Annotated in this window: 12 protein-coding genes; 8 read left to right on the top strand and 4 right to left on the bottom strand. The window is 37.4% G+C overall.

Annotation, left to right across the window (positions count from 1 at the left end):
- Positions 1 to 46: 46 nt before the first annotated feature.
- Positions 47 to 1,669 carry a SusR family glycan utilization regulator gene (gene susR / locus ABIB40_RS12710; protein ID WP_354359617.1) on the bottom strand — a complete coding sequence of 541 codons (1,623 nt, stop codon included), beginning with the start codon at positions 1,667 to 1,669 and terminating at the stop codon, positions 47 to 49.
- A 1,385-nt stretch (positions 1,670 to 3,054) separates the two neighbouring features.
- Here susR and ABIB40_RS12705 point away from each other — a divergent pair.
- Positions 3,055 to 5,259, top strand: coding sequence for a hypothetical protein (locus tag ABIB40_RS12705; RefSeq protein WP_354359615.1), 2,205 nt, complete (start codon positions 3,055 to 3,057; stop codon positions 5,257 to 5,259).
- A gap of 196 nt (positions 5,260 to 5,455) precedes the next feature.
- Here ABIB40_RS12705 and ABIB40_RS12700 read toward each other — a convergent pair whose 3' ends face one another.
- The 3 genes from ABIB40_RS12700 to ABIB40_RS12690 form a co-directional block, all read right to left on the bottom strand.
- Positions 5,456 to 8,965, bottom strand: coding sequence for an SNF2-related protein (locus tag ABIB40_RS12700; RefSeq protein ID WP_354359613.1), 3,510 nt, complete (start codon positions 8,963 to 8,965; stop codon positions 5,456 to 5,458).
- A gap of 187 nt (positions 8,966 to 9,152) precedes the next feature.
- Positions 9,153 to 10,268 carry a cyclopropane fatty acyl phospholipid synthase gene (gene cfa, locus ABIB40_RS12695; protein ID WP_354359611.1) on the bottom strand — a complete coding sequence of 372 codons (1,116 nt, stop codon included), beginning with the start codon at positions 10,266 to 10,268 and terminating at the stop codon, positions 9,153 to 9,155.
- 380 nt (positions 10,269 to 10,648) lie between these two features.
- Positions 10,649 to 11,587, bottom strand: a complete 939-nt coding sequence (locus tag ABIB40_RS12690; protein WP_354359609.1) for a YncE family protein — start codon at positions 11,585 to 11,587, stop codon at positions 10,649 to 10,651.
- Between the two features lie 320 nt (positions 11,588 to 11,907).
- On the opposite strand from ABIB40_RS12690, the gene ABIB40_RS12685 reads away from it, so the two are divergent.
- The 7 genes from ABIB40_RS12685 to ABIB40_RS12655 all read left to right on the top strand — a co-directional run bounded on the left by ABIB40_RS12685 (position 11,908) and on the right by ABIB40_RS12655 (position 20,250).
- Positions 11,908 to 12,519, top strand: a complete 612-nt coding sequence (locus ABIB40_RS12685) for an RNA polymerase sigma factor (protein WP_354359607.1) — start codon at positions 11,908 to 11,910, stop codon at positions 12,517 to 12,519.
- A gap of 7 nt (positions 12,520 to 12,526) precedes the next feature.
- Positions 12,527 to 13,516, top strand: a complete 990-nt coding sequence (locus tag ABIB40_RS12680) for a FecR family protein (RefSeq protein WP_354359605.1) — start codon at positions 12,527 to 12,529, stop codon at positions 13,514 to 13,516.
- Between the two features lie 47 nt (positions 13,517 to 13,563).
- On the top strand, positions 13,564 to 16,089 hold the full coding sequence (locus tag ABIB40_RS12675; RefSeq protein ID WP_354359603.1) for a TonB-dependent receptor domain-containing protein: 2,526 nt from the start codon (positions 13,564 to 13,566) through the stop codon (positions 16,087 to 16,089).
- 2 nt (positions 16,090 to 16,091) lie between these two features.
- Positions 16,092 to 16,916, top strand: a complete 825-nt coding sequence (locus tag ABIB40_RS12670; RefSeq protein WP_354359601.1) for a hypothetical protein — start codon at positions 16,092 to 16,094, stop codon at positions 16,914 to 16,916.
- A gap of 171 nt (positions 16,917 to 17,087) precedes the next feature.
- The gene (locus tag ABIB40_RS12665; RefSeq protein ID WP_354359599.1) at positions 17,088 to 17,963 is read left to right on the top strand and encodes a sterol desaturase family protein; all 876 of its coding nucleotides are present in this window, start codon (positions 17,088 to 17,090) and stop codon (positions 17,961 to 17,963) included.
- Complete coding sequence (locus tag ABIB40_RS12660; protein ID WP_354359597.1) at positions 17,960 to 18,421, top strand: DUF2147 domain-containing protein; 462 nt, start codon at positions 17,960 to 17,962, stop codon at positions 18,419 to 18,421. The genes ABIB40_RS12665 and ABIB40_RS12660 overlap by 4 nt, the downstream gene beginning before the upstream one ends.
- Positions 18,422 to 18,624: 203 nt before the next feature.
- Positions 18,625 to 20,250: an ArnT family glycosyltransferase gene (locus ABIB40_RS12655; protein WP_354359595.1), complete on the top strand. Its 1,626-nt coding sequence runs from the start codon at positions 18,625 to 18,627 to the stop codon at positions 20,248 to 20,250.
- The last annotated feature ends 20 nt before the right edge of the window (positions 20,251 to 20,270 follow it).

The following is a 20,270-nucleotide window of genomic DNA, read 5'->3' as shown; positions in this document are numbered from 1 at the left end:
TGTAGAATATAGACTAAATATAGGCTAGAACAAGCGTTGAAAATTATTATATGGTATTTATAGCCATAATAGCTAGCTCAAATTCGTCGTTATCTAGCAACGATTTTGTTTTAATTCTTGCCTTGTAGTTATAAATGGTATTTGTAGAGTATTCTAAAATAGAAGCTATTTTCTCGGGCGTGCTAATTCCAAGCCTAACTAAAGCAAAAATTCTTAAATCGGTATTAAGTATTTGGGCATGCTGCAGTTTTACTTGGTTTTCTTCATCAAACAAAGCATTAAAAGATTCTACAAATTGTGGAAAAAGCGTTAAAAAAGCTCGGTCGAAATTCTCAAATAGCTCTTCCCTTTCTTTTTTTAGGTTGATGTTATTTGCCAACACCCGTATGTCTTCAAATTTTTTGGCGTTTATTTTATTGTCTACCGACCTTTTAAACCTATCTAGCTTATTTAGATAGACAGAAATTAAATTAAAATAGTAACCAATATATTCCTCTTTAATTTTTTCTGCCTCGTTAAGTTTGTTGATCGTTAGTTGTAGCGACGCATTTGTTTCGGTGATGATTTTATCGGCTTTTCTAATTTTTAGTAGCTGGCGATAAATAATTACAGAGAACACTCCAATCAACACCATAAACAACACTAAGCCAACAATAAACTGCACTAATTTCTTTCGTTCACCTTCTACCGAATTGATTTTGCCTGATGCAATAACCATTAAATTTGCACTTACCTGAATTTTACGTTGCCTGGCGCCATAATAGTTGGCATCATCCATAGCTTCGTTTATGTATGTATAGGCATTTTTAACATCGTTTCTTTTATACAGCAATTGCGCTAAATTTAGCATCGCTGCGGCTTCTTTGGTCGATGAAATAATGTCGTCTACAGCGGCTCTGGCCAACAAAGGAATTGCTTTTTCTATGTTGTTATCTTGAATGTAAATATCGCTTAAAGTAGATGCGGTAACGGCATATTGATGGTTTGTGAGTTGGTAATTTTTCAATATGTCATGTAAAATTTTCGAGGATTCGGTCTTTTTGCCAGCTTTAAGCAGTTTTAAACCATTAAAATACCTAGATTCATAAGATTTAGGATCGCAAAGCATGGTAGCAGAGTCTATATATGCCGCGGCGCGCTTAACATACGAAGGCGCAAAATAGTCGTCTTTATCATAATCTGCCAAATCGTAGTAGCAACGCGCATTAAGAAAGTAAAATTCTATCTTCATGCTGTCAACTAAATGTTCTACTTCCACAGATTTTAGTGCATCGAACGTTTCTTTAAAAAGCCCAGATGAGATAAGTATAAATCCCATTTTGGTTTTTCCGTCGGCAATTTTGGTTGGATCTTTTAATCGGCGGCCTGTTTCTTCTAGTTTTTTAGAATAGAAGAAAGCCTTTTTAAAATCGTACGTTTTATATTCGTTATACAATTTTAAGTAAAGAACATAGTGCCCTTGATCATTGCCAACAGGTAGACCGTCTATTTCAGTTTCTAGCTTTTGTATACGTAGTTGCTTTTGTTTATCAAACGATGGTTTTTTTTTGATGTATTCGTTCAGCTTATTAAGGTCTGTTGCATACCGCTCTTGTGCATTTAGGGTAGTGCCTAAAAAGACGAAAAACAGCGAAATAGAAAAAAATTTGGCAGGAAGATTAGTTAACATACATCTAAAAAGATTTGCAGGTCTTAGGGACGAAGTTATGATTAATTTTAAAAGTTTAACACTCGGATTGTTACGTTTATTCAACTGGCGGTGTACGAGGAAAGAACTGGCTGGATTTATCTGCTTATTTGGTTCGAGTGCTCAAGAATGCTATTAAGTTAAGGGAAAACAAACAAATGATGTCAAGCTAGGAAAAACGCAGAGGGAAATCAGAAGTCAGGTGTCAGAAATCAGTTATTTATCATCCAAAACCATATTTTTCTCGCTATAGCCGCTTTGCTTAGCCACCTCGCTAGATCCGGCCTAGCAGCAGTTTGGAGGAAGAAACGCTCAGACGGGAAATCGGAAGTCGGAGGTCAGGAATCAGACGACAAAGTCATCGTAAATTAAGCTCCCCTCCTTCTTTTAGGAGGGGTTGGGGGTGGTTGGGAAAGGCCTCAACGCATCGATATAAAACAGCTTGGCGAATTTTTACCCAAAGAGGTGCCAGCCTTGAATTATTCATTAGCGTTTATTGTTTTATTTGCATTCATGAGCTCGCAGAAAATGCTCGGTTTTGGTTCTTTTTTTCAAGTTTATGTGGTTGTAGAACCGAATCTCAAAAATAGATAAATTTGTGGCGGGTCGCTTAGAAACCTTGCCAAAGGTAATTCTTTTTACGGCAGAAGATATATCGAAATTTGGATAACACGGAGTTCTAAAACAGCAATTTTGGAATACCGTTCGCAATCCCGAAGGGATTGAATGTTTATAGAAAACATTGTATTAAAAATTATTCGACCCTGTCGGGGTCGTATGCTGCAAAAAGGAATTGGTGCTGTAGACATTTGAACCGTTCCGGTTCAGGTTGAGGATATGTACAAGGGCAAGGTATTTGGTTTCAATTTTAAAGAACATTATTTTCAAATCAGGTTTATGTGGCTGTGGGACAGAATCTCAAAAATAGATGACTTTGCGGACGATTCCCTAAAAATCAACTAGCTGTAGTTTGTTATATAGTAGAAAAAGAACAAAGCCCGTCCGGCAAGGACAGTGTTAGACAGAGCGGGGGGTTCTATTTTGCTAAGATGGAAGCGCTAAAATTTTGAGAACTTAATTATCTATTAGCTAACGACTTAAATAGAAACGTCAATGATAGCTTGTCGAAGGACAGCCATTTTATTGGTTTTTAGGCTTTTTTAAGGTGTTCGACAACTTGTCCGACCATTCGGGAGGCTCAGACTGATAAATGATTTGCAAAAACTTAACAGCATTGGAGTCCTCACGAACCGAACTCAGAAAATTACAATTTCTAAAAACTTTTAGATTGTTCTTTTTACTTTTACTAGTTTTGTTTTTGGTTTAATCATTGTCGGTTTGGCCAGTTTTTTCAAGCAAAATACTTTATGGGTGATCTAAAAGAAAATATTCTAAACTGCTTAAAAGATTTAAAAGGCAGTGGTAGGTTTATCAGTGTGCATACTGCGGAGTTTCAATTTCCGGGGCTGGAAGTAGATGGTGTAGGGGAGATTTCCTATCCAATTAATGAAACACAAGCCAGAGCACTGATAAAAGTGGCAGAAAAAGCCCCTTTTGGAAAAGGTAGCGAAACCATTGTGGATACTACCGTGAGAAGTGCCTGCGAAATAGATGCCAATAAATTGACCTTTAATGGCGACAGTTGGGCGAATTTTTTGGAGAAAATTTTGACGAAAATCAAACCAGATTTGGGTTTAGAGGATTATGCCATCTCGGCACATCTTTATAAGATGCTTATTTATGAGAAGGGCGATTTCTTTCTCCAGCATAAAGATTCTGAAAAAGAAAAAGGGATGTTTGGTTCTTTGGTAATCAGCCTACCATCTAAACATACTGGAGGGGAGTTGGTGATAAGTTTTGAAGGCGCAACAGAAGTGGCCGCTTTTGCAAAAGACTCAGGCGATTATAAAATTAACTATGCAGCTTTTTATGCAGATTGCGACCATGAAATAAAACCATTGACTTCTGGGTATAGAGTTTGCCTTATCTACAACCTAGTTCAGCAGAAGGCTACCGAAAACATTCAACTAACATCGGTAGAAACTTATGCCCAACATCTTGCAGAAATATTTAAAAAAGAGCAAAACCGCGGACATACAGAGCCACATATTGTATTGCTTGGACATCAATACACACCAGAAAATTTTTCGATAGACCAGCTCAAGTTGAATGACCGCCCTAAAGCAGAAGCTTTATTGCAGGCGGCGCAAAAAGCTGGTTGTTATGCTAAAATGTGCTTGGTAACTTCTTATTTATCAGGTGTTCCAGAAGATGATGGAAGATATTATGACTATAATGAGGATTCGGATCCAGAGGCAGAAATGGGCGAGGTGTACGATAAGTCGCTGTATATTGAACATTGGTTGGACAATGGCATTCCACCGTTAGATAGGGTTGGCTTTGAAGAAACTGATCTTATTGCTGCGTTTGTATTAGACGATGATGAGCCCATTTTAAAAGAATCTACCGGATACATGGGAAATTACGGTCCCGACCTGATGCACTGGTACCATTATGGTGCAGTAATGATTTGGACACCGCGGACAAATGCTCAGTTGCTTTTACAGCAAAATGCCTTGTGTCAACTAGAATGGATTGGCTATTTTAGCAAAAATCTGCAATCAATATGCAATAGCGAGATTGCAGCTGCAAAGTTTATCTTATCGACAGGATTAACCAAGGCCGACCGTGATAGAAATGCTAATTTTAATGTGATTGCCGATTGGATAATTAGCAAGGGAGAACAAGATTTTTTCTTAGAGCTAAGTCATGAACTTTGTCAATTCTATTTTACCAAAATTGATGTAAGTCATTGGTTAAAGCTTGCCCATTTTTTCTCTATCGAAACTATTGAAAAAATATTTCTACTGGTTACTCAGGATATTACCATGCAGGTATTACACCAATTGCTTGGGATACTTAGTGCATTTGCTACTGTCCGCAGGCTTAATAAAATTGAGATAGCGCAAGTAAAAAAGCTGCCCCACTATTTTTCGCAGTTGCCACTAAGGCCTACAAAAGAAGATTTACCTGGAATGAGGCTTGCGTTGGATAATTTGTTTTTTGTAGAAAAAACATCTCCGCAAGATGAAGCGTGGATAAATCAAATGGCTCGCATACTTACTGTGAGTCCACAACGTGGTTATATGAACCATATACTTGTACCGCAATTACAAGCTCTCAAAGAAAAAACCAAATTAACTCGTACATTGATGGTTAAATGCCGAGAATATCTGCAGAACCAAGTGGACAATAAACCACAGCCGCCAGAAAATTGGTATAGAGAAGTGCCTTCTACCAGCAATTATAGAATGCAATGGCAATTTTTAAAATCATTTTTGGAATCGCCCGACCAGCGGGTTTTCGATTTTCGGAAAAACCAGAACGAAAGAACTGCGTTAGAAAACGCCATAACAAATGTGGTAATTGATTTAGAAACCGAGACCATTAGAAAAGGCTCTCCGCATACGCTCAGAATCACCAAAACGCAGGCAGCCTATGATCGGGAAATGAATAAATGGAAAGAAGATTTGGTACTGCTGAATAATATGGTTGAGAAAATAGGAGGGTAAACGGTGGGAGATTTTTGGAAGTTCTACTCTATTGCTTGAAGATTCATCTGCGTTAGCGATTGTCGCGGCATCCTTTTTTTGGCCATTTCGGCCAAAAAAAGATACAGCAGAAAGCGCGACCCCTTTTTCGGGGTAACGCCCAAATTATTGATGTTATGGGATTTAGAACCTTTTAAAGCCCTTAATTTTTTCAAACTTAACCCATTGCAAACAACTCTTTAAGTTCTTTATCGCTAAGATTGCCAATCCAGTTTTCGCCTGTGGATACTGTCAATTCGGCCAAGGCTTTTTTAGATTGGATCATGTCGTTAATGCGTTCTTCAAAGGTGTTTTTGGTAATGAACCGGTGCACCATAACATTGCTTTTTTGTCCAATGCGGTAAGCCCGATCGGTTGCTTGCGCTTCTACTGCAGGGTTCCACCATAAATCGTAGTGGATTACGTGATTGGCTGCAGTTAAGTTTAGTCCCGTTCCGGCGGCCTTTAGCGAAAGAATGAATATTTTATCGGCATGGTTGGTCTGGAAATTTTCTACCATTTCTTTACGATGCTTCAACGTACATCCTCCATGATAAAACAATGGTGTTTCCTTATAACGTTCGGCTATGAAGTGTTGCAACATTTTGCCCATTTCTGTAAACTGGGTAAAGAGCAAAACTTTTTCATTGCTCTCCACAATGCTATCTAACTTATCGAACAACAACGAAAGCTTGCCACTTAAAGAAGGATCTAATACCTTGTTTTTTAAAAACTGGGTTGGGTGGTTGCAAATTTGTTTTAAGGCCAAAATCATTTGTAATACCAATCCTTGCCGAACAAATAGGCCTTTGTGTTCTAAAGAATCTATGCCTTCTATCTGTTTCATGGCTTCTTCTAAGGTTTTTTTGTACAAACTTGCCTGTTCTTTTACCAAGGTTGCGAAACAGTCCATTTCTATTTTATCGGGCAGATCAGTAATGATCGATTTATCTGTTTTCAGGCGGCGCATCATAAAAGGAGACGTTACTTTCTTTAACTTTTCTGCCGTGTTTTTATCGTTGTAACTTTCTATTGGCGTGGCGTAAACCTCTTTAAATTCTTTTGCATTGCCCAAAAGGCCTTTGTTGCTATAATCGAAAATGCTCCAAAACTCACTCAATCTATTCTCTACAGGAGTACCACTCATGGCAATAAAATTTTCTGCGCCAATACTTTTAATGGCTTTTGCCTGCGCCGTGTCTTGGTTCTTAATATTTTGCGCTTCATCGATGATTAGAAAATGCCAAGAGAGTTTTTTGAGTTTTGGCGCTTCCGTACGGGCGATGCCATAAGAGGTGAGCAAAACGTCGAAATCTTCTTTAAAGCTTCTATTCGTCCCGTGGAAAATGTGCGTTTTTAGTGTTGGGGCAAACTTTTCTATTTCTGCCTGCCAATTTGTAAGCAACCCGGTGGGTGCTACCACTAGCGCTTTTTTATCCTTCAACAAGCCATCTTCTTTATATTTTAACAAGGTGGTAATTACCTGCAAGGTTTTTCCCAAGCCCATATCGTCGGCCAATACGGAACCAAAGCCTATTTTAGCGTTTCGAAACATCCAAGAATAGCCACGGTGCTGATAGGGGCGAAGCGCCGCGTTGATGCCTTTTGGCAACGGTATTTCTTTAAAATTTGTAAGCTCTTTTATCATTTCCTTAACCTCGTTGGTAAGGCTAACAGTAGCGCCAAGGTATTCTCCACCCAAGGCAGCACGAAGCATTTGGAAAGACGACAGTTCTTTATTGCCGTTAAAATGTTTGTGCAGTTTTTCTAAATCGTCTTTGTTTACGTAAATGTAACTGCTTTTGTATTTAATAAGGCCATCTGCATTTTTCAAGAGTTTTCTAAATTCTTTTTCGTCCATTACGGTATCGCCAATGGCCACTTGCCAATCAAATTCTAATAATTGATCCATGCGAAGGAACGATTTACCAGCTGTTTTTTTAACTTTTACACTTGGTTTGGGCTTTAATATTTGCTGCAACGATTTCGGTAGGAGGATATCTACATCGAGCAGCTGTATCGCCGGAATCATTTGAAAAAGAAAGGGAGCAAATGTATTCATGTCCATCAAAATCAATTCCTCGCCTTTGGTATTGATGTAATTATCGAGCCCAGAAATAAAAATACTTAATTGGGTAAGCGACTGCAACACTTCGTACCGTTGTTGATCGAATGTTTTAAGCGTTAAAATTTCTCGTAAAGAAGCTGGCTTTTTTAATACTTTTTCTTTATGATGAATGTTTATAGATAACAGAAAATTATCTTTGCTAGCTTCTTCAACTACTATTTGTGGTTTGTAATTTCCCTGTGTAAGGAAGTATTTCTGCAGCCATGCCGAAATGCCGCCGCTCAGAGCTTCTTCGCCTGGTTTTTTAAAAGCATAAGAATATCCTCGAAAAAACAAATCTAAAAATAGGTCGTCCGAATTTCTTTCTTCAAATGCAATGATGAGTTCGGTAATAAAGAGCGATAAGAGATTGATGCCCCTGTTTCGGTCGACTTCTTTAGTCGCATTTTTTTCTTCCCATAGTAAAATCTCTGGCGGTAAAATATCCTCAAGTCTTTCTATCAGCTCTCTAACCTCTTTGCTGAGCATTGCCGGTAGCCATCTTACCGTGAACATTTTATCTGCTTGCAGTATAATCTGCGGTACAATAGCACCGTTTGAAATTAAATGCAAAGTGGTGTAAAGTAGCGTATGTAGTGATGCGATAGCAGGTTGATAGTCTAGCGTTTTAGACGGCGAAATCTGTATTAGTTGTAGCAAAAAATCAATCAGATGGAAAGGGCGCTCGTTGATCAGCACCTTAATTTGGTTTCTCTCATCAACCACTACTTTACCATCGCTATGCGGAGAAATATTTTGCGGTTGATTGACCGGCTTATACAAAACTGCTTGCAAGCTCGTTTTTCCCTGCATTATTTTTTGCACCTTCTTTATTGTTCTGCTAAGGGAATTGGCGTATTTCTCCTTAAAATTCCCTTTGCCCTGATAAAATACCGGATGATCAGAAAGTAGGGCGATTAATGATTCTTGTATGAAAGGAAGCGTTGAATAGGAGAGTTTGGTATAGGCCTGTTCTGAATTATAAGCTGATTTCTTTTTTGCTTTGCTTTCTTCTTTAAAATATAATTCAGTTAAAGACGGAATTTCTGTAGTCTCTGTTTTTACTAAAATCCCTCGTTTGTTCAGTTCTGCAATTAGATCTACATTGTGGAGGTTGAACACCAAAAAAGGGTTGTTGTCTATCTCGGCGCTCACTTTATAAATAACGGCAGCTAAATGTTTACAAGGTACTGCCCAATCTGGACATGAACATTCCATCTGAAAATCATTCCATTGTTTCGGAAAAACTTTCAGTCCGATTTTTTCTGCGATTTTAAGCACTTCGGGATCTAACGTTCTGTTAAGGAGTTTAGCGATAATGGCCGGGCGTTCTGCCAATGCATTTATAAAGCTGTTGAGCTGAGGTGCAGAAAATATGGGTAAAATAATAGCTACATCGTATGGCCTCGGACGGCTTCCAGCTACTTTTGCATTTATCTTGTTTGCAATAATATCTATTTTTGTTACCGCACCCTTACGCGCATAGCTGCTGCCGCGCGGTAACCTGTTGCTGAAATCTATATTGTTTAACGAATTGAGCCATTGCTCGCCCCACCACGTTTTGCCAAAAGTTTGCGCCATTTTAATAGAGGAATGTATTTATTGCAAATAACCTCTTTTTTTATTTTTTACAGAAGTTTTTTCCACTTTGTTTTCTATCATGAAGAAAAGATCACATTTTTGTATTTGAGATTCAACCATCGAAATCTGCACAAAAAATTTTAAAACTTACTTGATACCACAGAAAATAAAATCGATAAAGAAAAGTTTATCTTTCTGACTGATAAATACCTAAACGTACAGGTTTTGTTAACACAATATGCCAAAGGTGGTTTTTGCGCGATCGAAATGATGCGGCGCTTGCACAAAGAAAATAGCGCCAAGTACGGTAAAAAGTTTCGTCATAATCTCCTTTAATGCTGTCCCAACTTTCTTCAAATTTTTTAAGCCAGGCCATTAATGTCGGGTCATAATAGGTGCCGAAGTTATGCCAGTCTTCTAGCACAAAAAGGCCTTGCCAAGCTTTAGAAAGCTGACTTGCAGATGGCAACATCCCGTTAGGGAAAATATATTTATCTACCCAAGGATCAGTGGTTTTAGCATCGTAGTTGCCACCAATGCTATGTATAAAACATATTCCATTATCTGCAAGGTTTCTCGCAGCAACTTCCATATAAGTTCGATAATTGCGATAGCCCACATGCTCTAACATACCGATAGATACTACTCTATCAAATTTTTCATTTACATCTCGGTAATCCTGCACTCTAATTTCAACTGGCAAACCCTTGTTTAATTCGCGAGCCAAAACAGCTTGTTGTTCAGATATGGTGATGCCTACAACATAAACTTCATACTTTTGCGCAACATATTTTGCAAAACCACCCCAACCACAACCTATCTCTAACAGGCGCATTCCTTTTTCTAATTTTAGCTTGCGGCAAATCAAATCAAGTTTTGCTTCCTGTGCTTCTTCTAGGTTGGTTGCCTTTTCCCAGTAACCGCATGAGTACTGCATTTGCGAATCGAGCATTTTTTCAAAAAGCTCATTTCCTATATCGTAATGCTTATGGGCAACCTCTTTAGCCCGCCCTAAAGTTTGCCTGTTTTTAAATTTTGCATTTAAATAATAAAACAGGGTATTCATATCTCTCGGTAATTTTTTATCCAACCGATGGTATAGCACTCGGTGTAAAAATTGGTCAACTGCTTCGCAATCCCACCATCCGTCCATGTAGGCCTCGCCAAAAGCTATAGAACCACCACCTACAATTCTGCTGTACAATTTGGGGTTGTGTACTTGTATATCCCAAGGTTTGTCGCCATCAACGGTAACATCAACAGTAGCAAATGCTTTGCAGAAAATTTGTTTTAGTGATATCATGTAAGTCTTATTCGGTTTGTCTAATTGCCAAAAGTATAAATTTTATCTATTTCGGTATTCATCAGCTAAAAATTATGCTCTAAGCAGAATTAGTTTTTACGCATAAAAGATGGGCAATAGTTCTTAGTTTCCACCACTCAAAACAGTCTTCAATAAGTTTTGCGTTGAAGAGCTTGATTAATTACCGTAGTTAGCTCGACAAGCAAAGATGCAAAATGAAAGTATTTTTTTTCGCAGATAATGTTTTTTAGTTAAGTTAGCATTCGCAAATTTTCATTGCAATATGAACAGTTATTTGCATTTCCGGTAAAAAACAGCCAATAAAAAGCGCAATTCCTTTTCGGGATTGCGCTCCAAGCATAATGTGTGTTAAAAAATTTTTATTCTCCTACTTCTAACACATGGAAAGTACCAACAACAGGTTTTGGCCAAGGGTGAGAGTTTTGGGGAGTTGGAGCAACCTTTACAGTTTTGGCGGTAGGTGTGAAAAGATGATGTGTTTTTAAATCAATGGCTATTGTCCTTGCGCCTTCTTCTGTGGGGAGATTTTTTACAAACTCGAAATTGTTAGCGTCTTTCTCCCGAATGACGGAAATAAAGCCCTCGTGATTTGATGCGTAGGCCAACTTATAAATTGGATCGAATACCACACCATCGCAGCCTCCGATGGTAAAATTAGCCATATTTTTTCCATCAGCCGCATCCATAATTACCATTTTTTTATTGCCGCCGCAGCCAATGAATAAGCGATTGCTTACCCTGTCAATAGCCAAGCCAGATGGTTCTTTGCCTTGCACTATTTTATATCTATTTTTAACTTCGAACGCATTGGCATCTAAAACCACAACTTCATTTTTATCTTCTATGTTTACAAAAACTTGTCCTTTACCATCAGAAACCCCTGCTTCTGGCTTTCCACTAAGCGAAATTGTAGCAATTACTTTATCTGTTTTTGGATCAATAACAGTTGCATTGTTACTTTTACCATTAAACACGAATATTTTTTTAGAAAAATCGTCGTAAAAGAGGTAATCGGGATTTGTTCCAACGGGTATTGTGGTTGTCGTTTTATTATTCGCCAAGTTGAAAACAGTAACTTTATTTGCCCTTCCATCACTAATGTATCCTTTATTGAGATTCTGCACTAAAGCAATACCATGCACGCCGTCTGTATTTTTAATCACACCAACCGAATCTCCGTTAGCTTCTTTGATGATATTTACCTGATTTCCGTGAGATATATAGATTTGTTTTGAATCTGGGTTGACGGTTAAATAGTCCCAGCCACCATCTCCTGCAATAGCGTGGCTTTTCAGCACGTGAAAATGCTGGGCTTTTTGGGCGAATACAGATAGGCAACAACAAAAGAGGCAGATTGAAAATATCGATTTTTTCACAGAAATTATTTGTAGCCAAGTTAGTGTCCAATTCTGTAGAGATTTTGAAGAATTGAGATTTATTTGCCTAGAGTTTGTAATTGGTTTATTATGAGTTGTTTTTGGTTTTTTATAAGAACCCATTTTTGTATTCAGAATTTCTACAGAATTTACCTATATCTTAGTGTTATGAAAAAGGAGTTAGGAAACCTTAACAGGGTTGCCAAAATACCATATTTTTTTGGGCGATAAACGCGAGCAAATTGATTCCACAAGAAAACGACAATGAAATTTTACGTAAAATAGCGCTTAGAGATACAGCTGAGTTTGATAAGTTGTATCGCAGCCAATACCGAAAGCTATTTTTACTTTCTTTTAAATATACGCGCAATCAAGAAGTTTCAGAAGAAGCTGTCCACGATGTTTTTATTAAAATCTGGAATCAATCTTCCACGCTAAACGTCAATCAATCGTTAAATGCGTACTTAGCTCGGGCAACGATAAACACTTCTTTAAACGCACTCAAAAAACAAAAAAACCGTAGAGAAAAAGCAGAGGATTTTAACACAGACCCATTTTTTACTGCCATTGCAGAAAGTGTTAGCGAAGAGGCAGAGGACTCGGAGTTGAGGATGATTTTATTGGAACAAGCCATATCAAAACTACCCAAGCAATGCAAAAAAATATTGTTGATGAGCAAATTCCAAAAATTAAAGCAACAACAAATAGCCGATGAATTAAATATATCTATCAAAACAGTTAAAAATCATTTAACTTATGCCTATAAAAAATTGAAAGACCAATTGGGGTTAAAACTACTGCTTATTACATTAGTTTTTTTTTATATAGGACTTTTAGGTTTTAAATTTGTCTGATAATTAAATGGACGATTTCAAATTAAGCAACGACGAAATTTTTTATGTCTCTCTAATCCTTGAGGAAAAGCAGGGAACAATTTTTGCTGCAGATGCAAAAGTACTTTCGGAGTGGAGATCTCTAAACAAAGAGAACAATTTGTTGTACACTAAAATTTTGGAGGTTGAGGACGATTTGGCGCTTTTGGAAACCTATAGAAGTTTGGATGTAGAGGATTCTTTGGCCAAGTTGCATCGAAAATTAGCAGCGCCACAGCAAAGCAAAAACAAGGGCAAAATTGTATTGATGAAATGGATGGCGATTGCCGCATGTCTGGTTTTAGTATTATTTGGGATTTACTACATCGGCCACAACAACGATCGCGTAACGCTAGAAACAGCTGCATTACAATCTAAAATGTTTGTTTTGCCAGACGGTTCTAAGTTAACATTGAACGGGAAAACCTTACTCACTTTTTCGAAAAAGAATTTTAAAAAAGAGAGAAAACTAACCTTGGTTCGTGGCGAGTGCTTTTTTGAAGTTGTTCATAACGAAAGAAGTCCTTTTTCTGTGCATTATAAAAGCTTAACAATTACAGATATTGGCACAGCCTTTAACGTTCGATTAGAAAAGAATCAGGTTAACGTAATTGTAAACAACGGAAAAGTGCAAATGAGCGCAGAAAATTTATCAAACCAAGCTTATTTGAATGCGGGGGAATCTGCCGTTTATTCGTTAGATAATGGCAAGATAGAAAAATCTAAGTTGCACGATGTAAACTACAAGGCGTATGTAGATCATAGTTTCTATTTTAACAATAGTCAACTCTCAGAAGTTATTGCTTCTTTAAACAATGCATTTCATCAAAAGATCGTGTTGGTAAGCCCAACTCTTAAGACAAAACGCCTTACGGCAGCGTTTAAAAATCAAACGCTTACAGATATTTTAGAGGTAATAGCCAAAAGCTTAAATCTTAAAGTTACCGTTAAGCATGAGGTAATGTACATAACTGATTAAAGCTTGGTGGTTTTTGCCTACCTTTCCTAATATTTACTTTTTAGCGTTTGGCATTCCAGATAAATCGATATTTAAAACCGTGCCTGCTAGTATGCCTGTTGGCATTTGTTGCTGTAGACGTATATGCGCAAGAAAGTCCTTTAACAAAGATCGTTACCGTAAAATTTAAAAAAATTACCGTTGCCGATGCGGTTAAACAAATCCAACAAATTAGTGGTGTTTCATTTGCGTATGATCCATCTATAATACCGAAAGAAAAAATACGTCCTCAAAACTTTAAAGATCAGCAGCTAAAAACCATTCTTAAATACATGCTCTCGGGCACAAACCTTGGTTATGAATTGGTAGCAAATAGTGTGGTAATAAAAGTAAACAGTCTATTGTTTTACACCTTACACGGTGTTGTGTACGATGCGCACACGGGGGAAAATTTAATTGGAGCTAAAATACAAATAGCCGGGTTTACACAGTTGACCAATCAATATGGCTATTTCTCAATTTCTCTTCCAGCGAACAACTATTTGGTCAAATATTCTTATATGGGGTATCAGTTAAAAGTAGACGACTTAACACTAGGAAAAGATGCGTACAAAAAGGTCGCTCTAGACAAAATGCCGATTACGTTACTAGAAGTGAACATAAGTGCTCAACCAGTCTCCAATGATTCTTTAGATATGATAAAGTCTGTTAGTTCTTTGTCTTTTAAAGAGTTGCAAAAGCTTCCTTTTTTTGGAGGCGAAGTAGATCTGATAAAAGCTATACAAACGCAGGCAGGAGTCAAAAACCCATCTGAGGGAAGTTCGGGAATGTCGGTTAGAGGCGGAGGTTTAGACCAAAATTTAATCCTGATAGATGAGGCGCCTGTGTATAATCCTTCTCATCTTTTTGGCTTAATTTCTATCTTTAATAGTGATGCGATTAAGAGTGTAGATTTTTATAGCGATTACATTCCAGCAAACTTCGGTGGTCGCTTAGCCTCTGTAATTGATACCAAACTTGATGAAGGAAACTTAACAAACTATCATTTGAAAGGCGGACTGAGTTTACTCTCGGGCAGATTGTCCGCTGAAGGACCAATTGTAAAAAATAAAAGTTCCTTTTTAATTTCTGCCAGAAGAAGTTTAACAGATCTGTATAACAGCGGCTTTAGCTTTTTTAACGTTAACGCACGCTACTATGATCTAAATTTTAAGAGCAACTATATTATAAATAGAAGCAACAGGGTGTATTTTTCTTTTTATCATGGGTTTGATCACTTGTTTTCGCAAGATAATTTTGCGAATGATTGGACAAATACCACCTCAACATTAAGGTTAAATCACATTTATAATCCAAGGCTGTTCCTTAACTTCTCGGCCATTTACAGCAATTACAGAAATACTTTAAGCCTTGGCAATTCGCAAAATTGGCTTACTGGCATCAGAGACATCACATTTAAAGGAGATTTTACTTTTTTTGATAAACCTGGCAACGTTATCCAGTTTGGCGCGGTTGGAACCAGACATCATTTTAGGCCGGGCGAAACGCTACCAACTAACTATTTAACTAGCTTAAATAGGCTTAGCGCTTTAGAATCTGCTTTGTATTTCAATCAAGATGTAAATATATCTAACGTTGTTAATTTAAAATACGGACTAAGGTTTGGAGCGTTCAACGTTTCAAAACAAAATCTGCAGGGAAGTGGATATGAATCTGCAACAAATTATCTTTATTTGGAACCAAGGTTTCAGTTAGGACTTAAACTCCACAAAAACCAACTTTTAAAATTTACATACAACAGAAGCGCCCAGAATTTACAATTGATCCAAAATAACGAACAGGCATACTCTTCTTTAGAAACTTGGTTGCCTGCCAATAAGAATATCAGCCCACAAAAAGCCGATTTTGTATCTGCCTCTTACACTTGGTTGAGTGATAATTACGGAAAGTTTAGCGTGGCCACTTACTACAGAAAATTTTATCATCAAGCAGATTTATTAGATCATGCACAAATCATTCAAAATCCGGCTTTCGAAAATCAGTTGAGATTTGGAACAGGAAAAGCGTACGGAATCGAACTGACCCTGCAAAAGAAAATTGGAAGCGTCTTCGCCGAGGCCATTTACACCTATTCCAGAACATTCCGTAAAATTGAGGGAATTAACAGTGGCATAAAATACCCGGCTAACTACGATACGCCAAACGACTTAAAAATAAATATCGATTTGCCTATTACCGCTCGACTTAGTCTGGACGCACTTTTTAATTATCAAACAGGGCGGGCAATCTCTTTACCTGTGGGCTTTTATGTTTTTGATGGAACAAATGTGCCTATTTACGAGGGCAGAAATAATTCCAGGTTTCCATCTTTCAATAGGTTGGATGTTTCTGCGGTATTAAATCCTAAAATTAAGGGCAGTTCAATGACTAAAAGAAGATTTGAAAGTACTTGGAGGTTTGGAATCTACAACCTTTACAACAGAAGAAATCCATTGTTTTATAGAATTAATAACGACCAATCTGATAGAAGTATTGGATTTGAAGAATCATTTTCGGGCATACTCCCAACTTTCTCTTACAGTTTTACCTTTTGAATATGAAGAAGCAAGCTATTTTGGGATTTTGTTTTGTCGTAGCATTGGTTTCTTGTAAAAAGGAATTGATTAATAAGGTTCAATTCCAAAATCCTGTTCTAAGCTATGATCTGGCGATAGAAGGAGGCGTGAATAGTTTAGAACTAACACAGTTTATAAAAATTTCTAAACCTGCATTTAGAATTTCAGATCATGTTTTACCTATAAATGATGCACAGGTTTTTATAAATGATGTTGAGTTGAAGATTGCTAATAGCGATGGACTTTATTCTACCAATTTAATCGATAGCAAACGGTACAACACAATTTATCGGCTAAAGATAATATATAAAGGGAATACATACAATGCCGAAGACACACTTAAAAAAGTGGAGGCAATAGATCCTAAAGAAGGTAATATTAGAAAGGAAAAGACAGATGAGAAAACCTTTTTCTCGATTCCAAAGCATGTTTTTAACGCCACAAAGGCAGCAAAGCTATTTTATCAGTTGCCCGGGCAACAACCTTGGTCGCCTGCATTTTTTGGTGCCTCAGCATACCGTTCATTTATCCACACCTCTGCGCCGCCTTACGGCCTTTCTCCAGTGCTAGAAAAACGTACAAATTACGAGTTCATGCAAACAGATTCCATAACAGTTTATAAGTTTTCGGTCTCTACAGGTTATGAAAAGTTTCTTTATGAGGCTTTTCAAGAAACAGATTGGAAAAGCCTCTTCTCATCTACACCTGGCAGCATAAAGGGCAACATCTCTGGAAATGCTTTGGGTTATTTTAGTTGCTCTGACGGTATTTCAGAAAAGCTTTCTTTAAAAGCCTTAACAAAATAATCTGCAAAAAATCTTTTACCTATAGGACTTTTTAAATTCAAGGTTGTCTTACTAATAAATAGAATATGAATTGGGCAAATTAGCAAGCCAAGCTAATGCGTGTACGCTTCTTCTTCTGGTTTTATTTTAATGTAAAACGTTAATCGACTCCAATTTAGTAGAAAACCAATTATGGATTTTAATTTCAATACAGATCACGCCACAACAATTCAGCTTATATTCTTTGCAACCATAATTGTGGGGCTGTGGCACTCAGAACTGTTTTTTAATCCTGAAAGTTTGAAAAGTAAATGGAACCATACGCGTTTAAATCTTTGGTTTATCGCAACTGCTGTTATGATCCAGTTACCTCTTACCATTATTTTAATTAAGGTAATGGGATGGACAGCGCGTAATGATTGGGGAATAATGTATCATATCCCATTTACGGCTACATTTATCGGTAAGCTAATTATTGGCTTTCTCATGCTAGATTTTTTCGAATATGTATATCACAGAATGATGCACAAAACAAAATATTTGTGGCATTTTCACTTGGTACATCATAGTGATATGCAATTAGACGTAAGCACAACGGTAAGGGAACATCCGGCAGAAACCTTTATTAGGGTTTGTACCATGATTTTTGTAATGTACATTACAGGCGTTACTTTGCCTGTCTTAATTATCCGTCAGTTTATCCAAAGTCTGTTCAATATCAGTTCCCACACGTCTTTTTCTTTACCTAGAAACTTAGAGCGGGTTTTGGCTTTAGTTTTTGTTACGCCGGGCGTGCACAAAGTACATCACCATTATAAATTACCGTATACAGATTGTAACTATGGCGATGTTTTGAGTATTTGGGATCGCCTTTTTGGGACCTACGCTGCCCTGCATAATTCTGAAATAGTTTATGGGCTTGATGTTACCAACCATTTACAGATGGGGCAATTTAATGAGTTGTTGGCTTACCCTTTCGAACTTAAAAAGACAGCTGCTTTAGTGGATCAGGAGAATAAGGAAATTGGGGCAACAACACTTCAGGTTAAACTTAAACTACAAGAATGATGAATACGAAAATACTGATGCTTTTTTGCTTTTTATTCACTTCGCAGGTAACCAAAACGGCGACAACGCAGCCTGAGAACCTCATTTTGGGAAAGTGGATGTCAACTCAAAAAAACCTAATTGTAAACGTTTATAAAGAAGGTAATGAATTTAGGGCAAAAGTAGCTTGGTTTAGCGATAAAGATAATCCAGCAAAACCAATGGCTTCTAGAACAGATTGGCGAAATCCTGATGAAAATTTGCAGCAAAGAAAGTTATTAGGAATGGACATTTTAAAAGATCTGCAATACAATCCCGATTCTAAAAGATGGGAAGATGGGCAGATATATGATCCACTGAGCGGAAGAGAATGGAGTTCTGTAGTTTATTTTGATGATCAGGGCCATTTAAAGGTTAAGGGCTATTGGCATTTCGAATTTATTTCTAAAACATTAACATTTAATCGATTGGCAAAATAATTCTTCAATTAAGACAAGGCGCTGCTGATTATTAAGTTAAGGACGATTATAGGTTGTGGTATTATTTTTTTAAACAATATAAAAAGTTTGTGGTTTTAGCGTTAATGTTCAAATGACTTGTGCAACTTAAATTTTCCTGAGACTTTAAATCCATCCTCTAAAACGCTTTAAAGCGTTCTCAAACGTTCTCCAATTTTAAACTTATGTCACAACAAAAAGCAACTTTGCCCGCTATACAACCCTTTGCTAAACGCCGACAGGTTTTGCCGTCGCTAAAACTTAAAAGGTATCAGCTAGGCAGTAAAGAAGCGTTGATTTTGCTTACAACTTGTATTGCACTGGCTCAAACATTGCTGCACTTAGTGGCAATAAATGCCTACGGCTTTCACGAAGATGAACTGCTCTACATGACTTTGGGAGATCATTTGGCATGGGGATATATAGAAACCGGACCGTTGATTGCAGTAATTGGCGATCTTTCGAAGTGGCTTTTTGGCGATTCTTTAATTGCGATTCGTATACTGCCGGCAATTTGCGCCGGTGCCATTGTGCATTTAACTGGCATATTAACCATAAGGTTAGGAGGGAAGCAGTTGGCCGTAATTATGGCTTGCACCGCTGTAGCATTTTCACCTGCCTTTCTTGCGTCTGGAGCGTTATTTATTCCACAGGTTTTTGATGAGCTTTTTTGGTTGTTAACCGTTTACCTTGTGGTTTGCTGGATCCAAAAACCAAACGATACCTATTTGTACGAACTTGGTGTTGTGGTAGGCTTGGGTATTCTCTTAAAATACACTTTGCTGTTGTATGTGGCAGGAATTTTATTAGGTATTGCTTATACGCCTAGCTTGCGGGTACTTTTTAAGAAGAAATCGTTTTATTTTTCTATGCTCATCGCTTTTTTTATTGTTTTGCCCCATTTAATTTGGCAAATTGACAATAACTTTCCAGCTTTCGCACATTACCGAGAATTGAAAGAAACTCAACTTAACTACATGTATCGGCTAGATTTTTTAACGCAACAACTTTTGGTAAATGGCCCCGCGGTATTGCTCTGGTTGGTTGGAATAATCTATCTCTTTTATAGTAAAAAACTGAAAGCGTATCGGTTTTTCGGCGTCTCTTTTCTCATCGTTATGGCTGTATTAGCGCTGCTTAAAGGAAAACCGTATTACGGCTTCGGAGCTTTTCCACCATTATTTGTAATTGGGGCACTTTGTTTGGAGAATTGGTTAACCATTAAAAATTTAAGCATAAAGATTGCGTTGCTCTCTTTCTTAATAATCCCTAATTTTATGCTTTCGTTCATCTCACTTCCTATCTTACAGATAGAAAATGCGGCAAAGGTTTTTGCTTGGGCTCGCCAACATTTAGGTATAACTTTTACAGTTAAATGGGAAGATCAAAAAATTCATAAAATCAACCAAAATTATGCAGACATGATTGGTTGGGAGGAGCTTGCGCAAAAAACTTCTGCCTTGTACATGACGCTCTCGCCAAATGAACAGAAAAAAACAATTATCTACACAGAAAGTTACGGTATAGCTTCTGCTGTGAGTTATTATGCAAAATATTATCCGTTGCCAAAAGTTGTTTCACTAAACGGCAGTTTCGCAACTTGGGCGCCTAAAAATGTAGATGATAAACTTATCATTTCTTTTGCTCGAAGTAAGCCTGGAAGACGTTTAAATCCGAACATTTTGGAAATGCAGCACTTTGTTGTCAACCCGTTTTCGCGGCTTTACGGAATGCAAATAGAGATTTCTAAAATGGCAGTTAAGACAGAATTTGAGCGTTTAAAGTCATTATCGGCCGAGAAACTTAACTAGGTTCAAATTTAGATATATAA

The organism is Pedobacter sp. UYP30 (genome assembly GCF_040547165.1).
GTDB lineage: Bacteria > Bacteroidota > Bacteroidia > Sphingobacteriales > Sphingobacteriaceae > Pedobacter.
The sequence above is the reverse complement of the archived record's forward strand: the minus strand, read 5'-3'. Positions and strand labels throughout refer to the sequence as shown.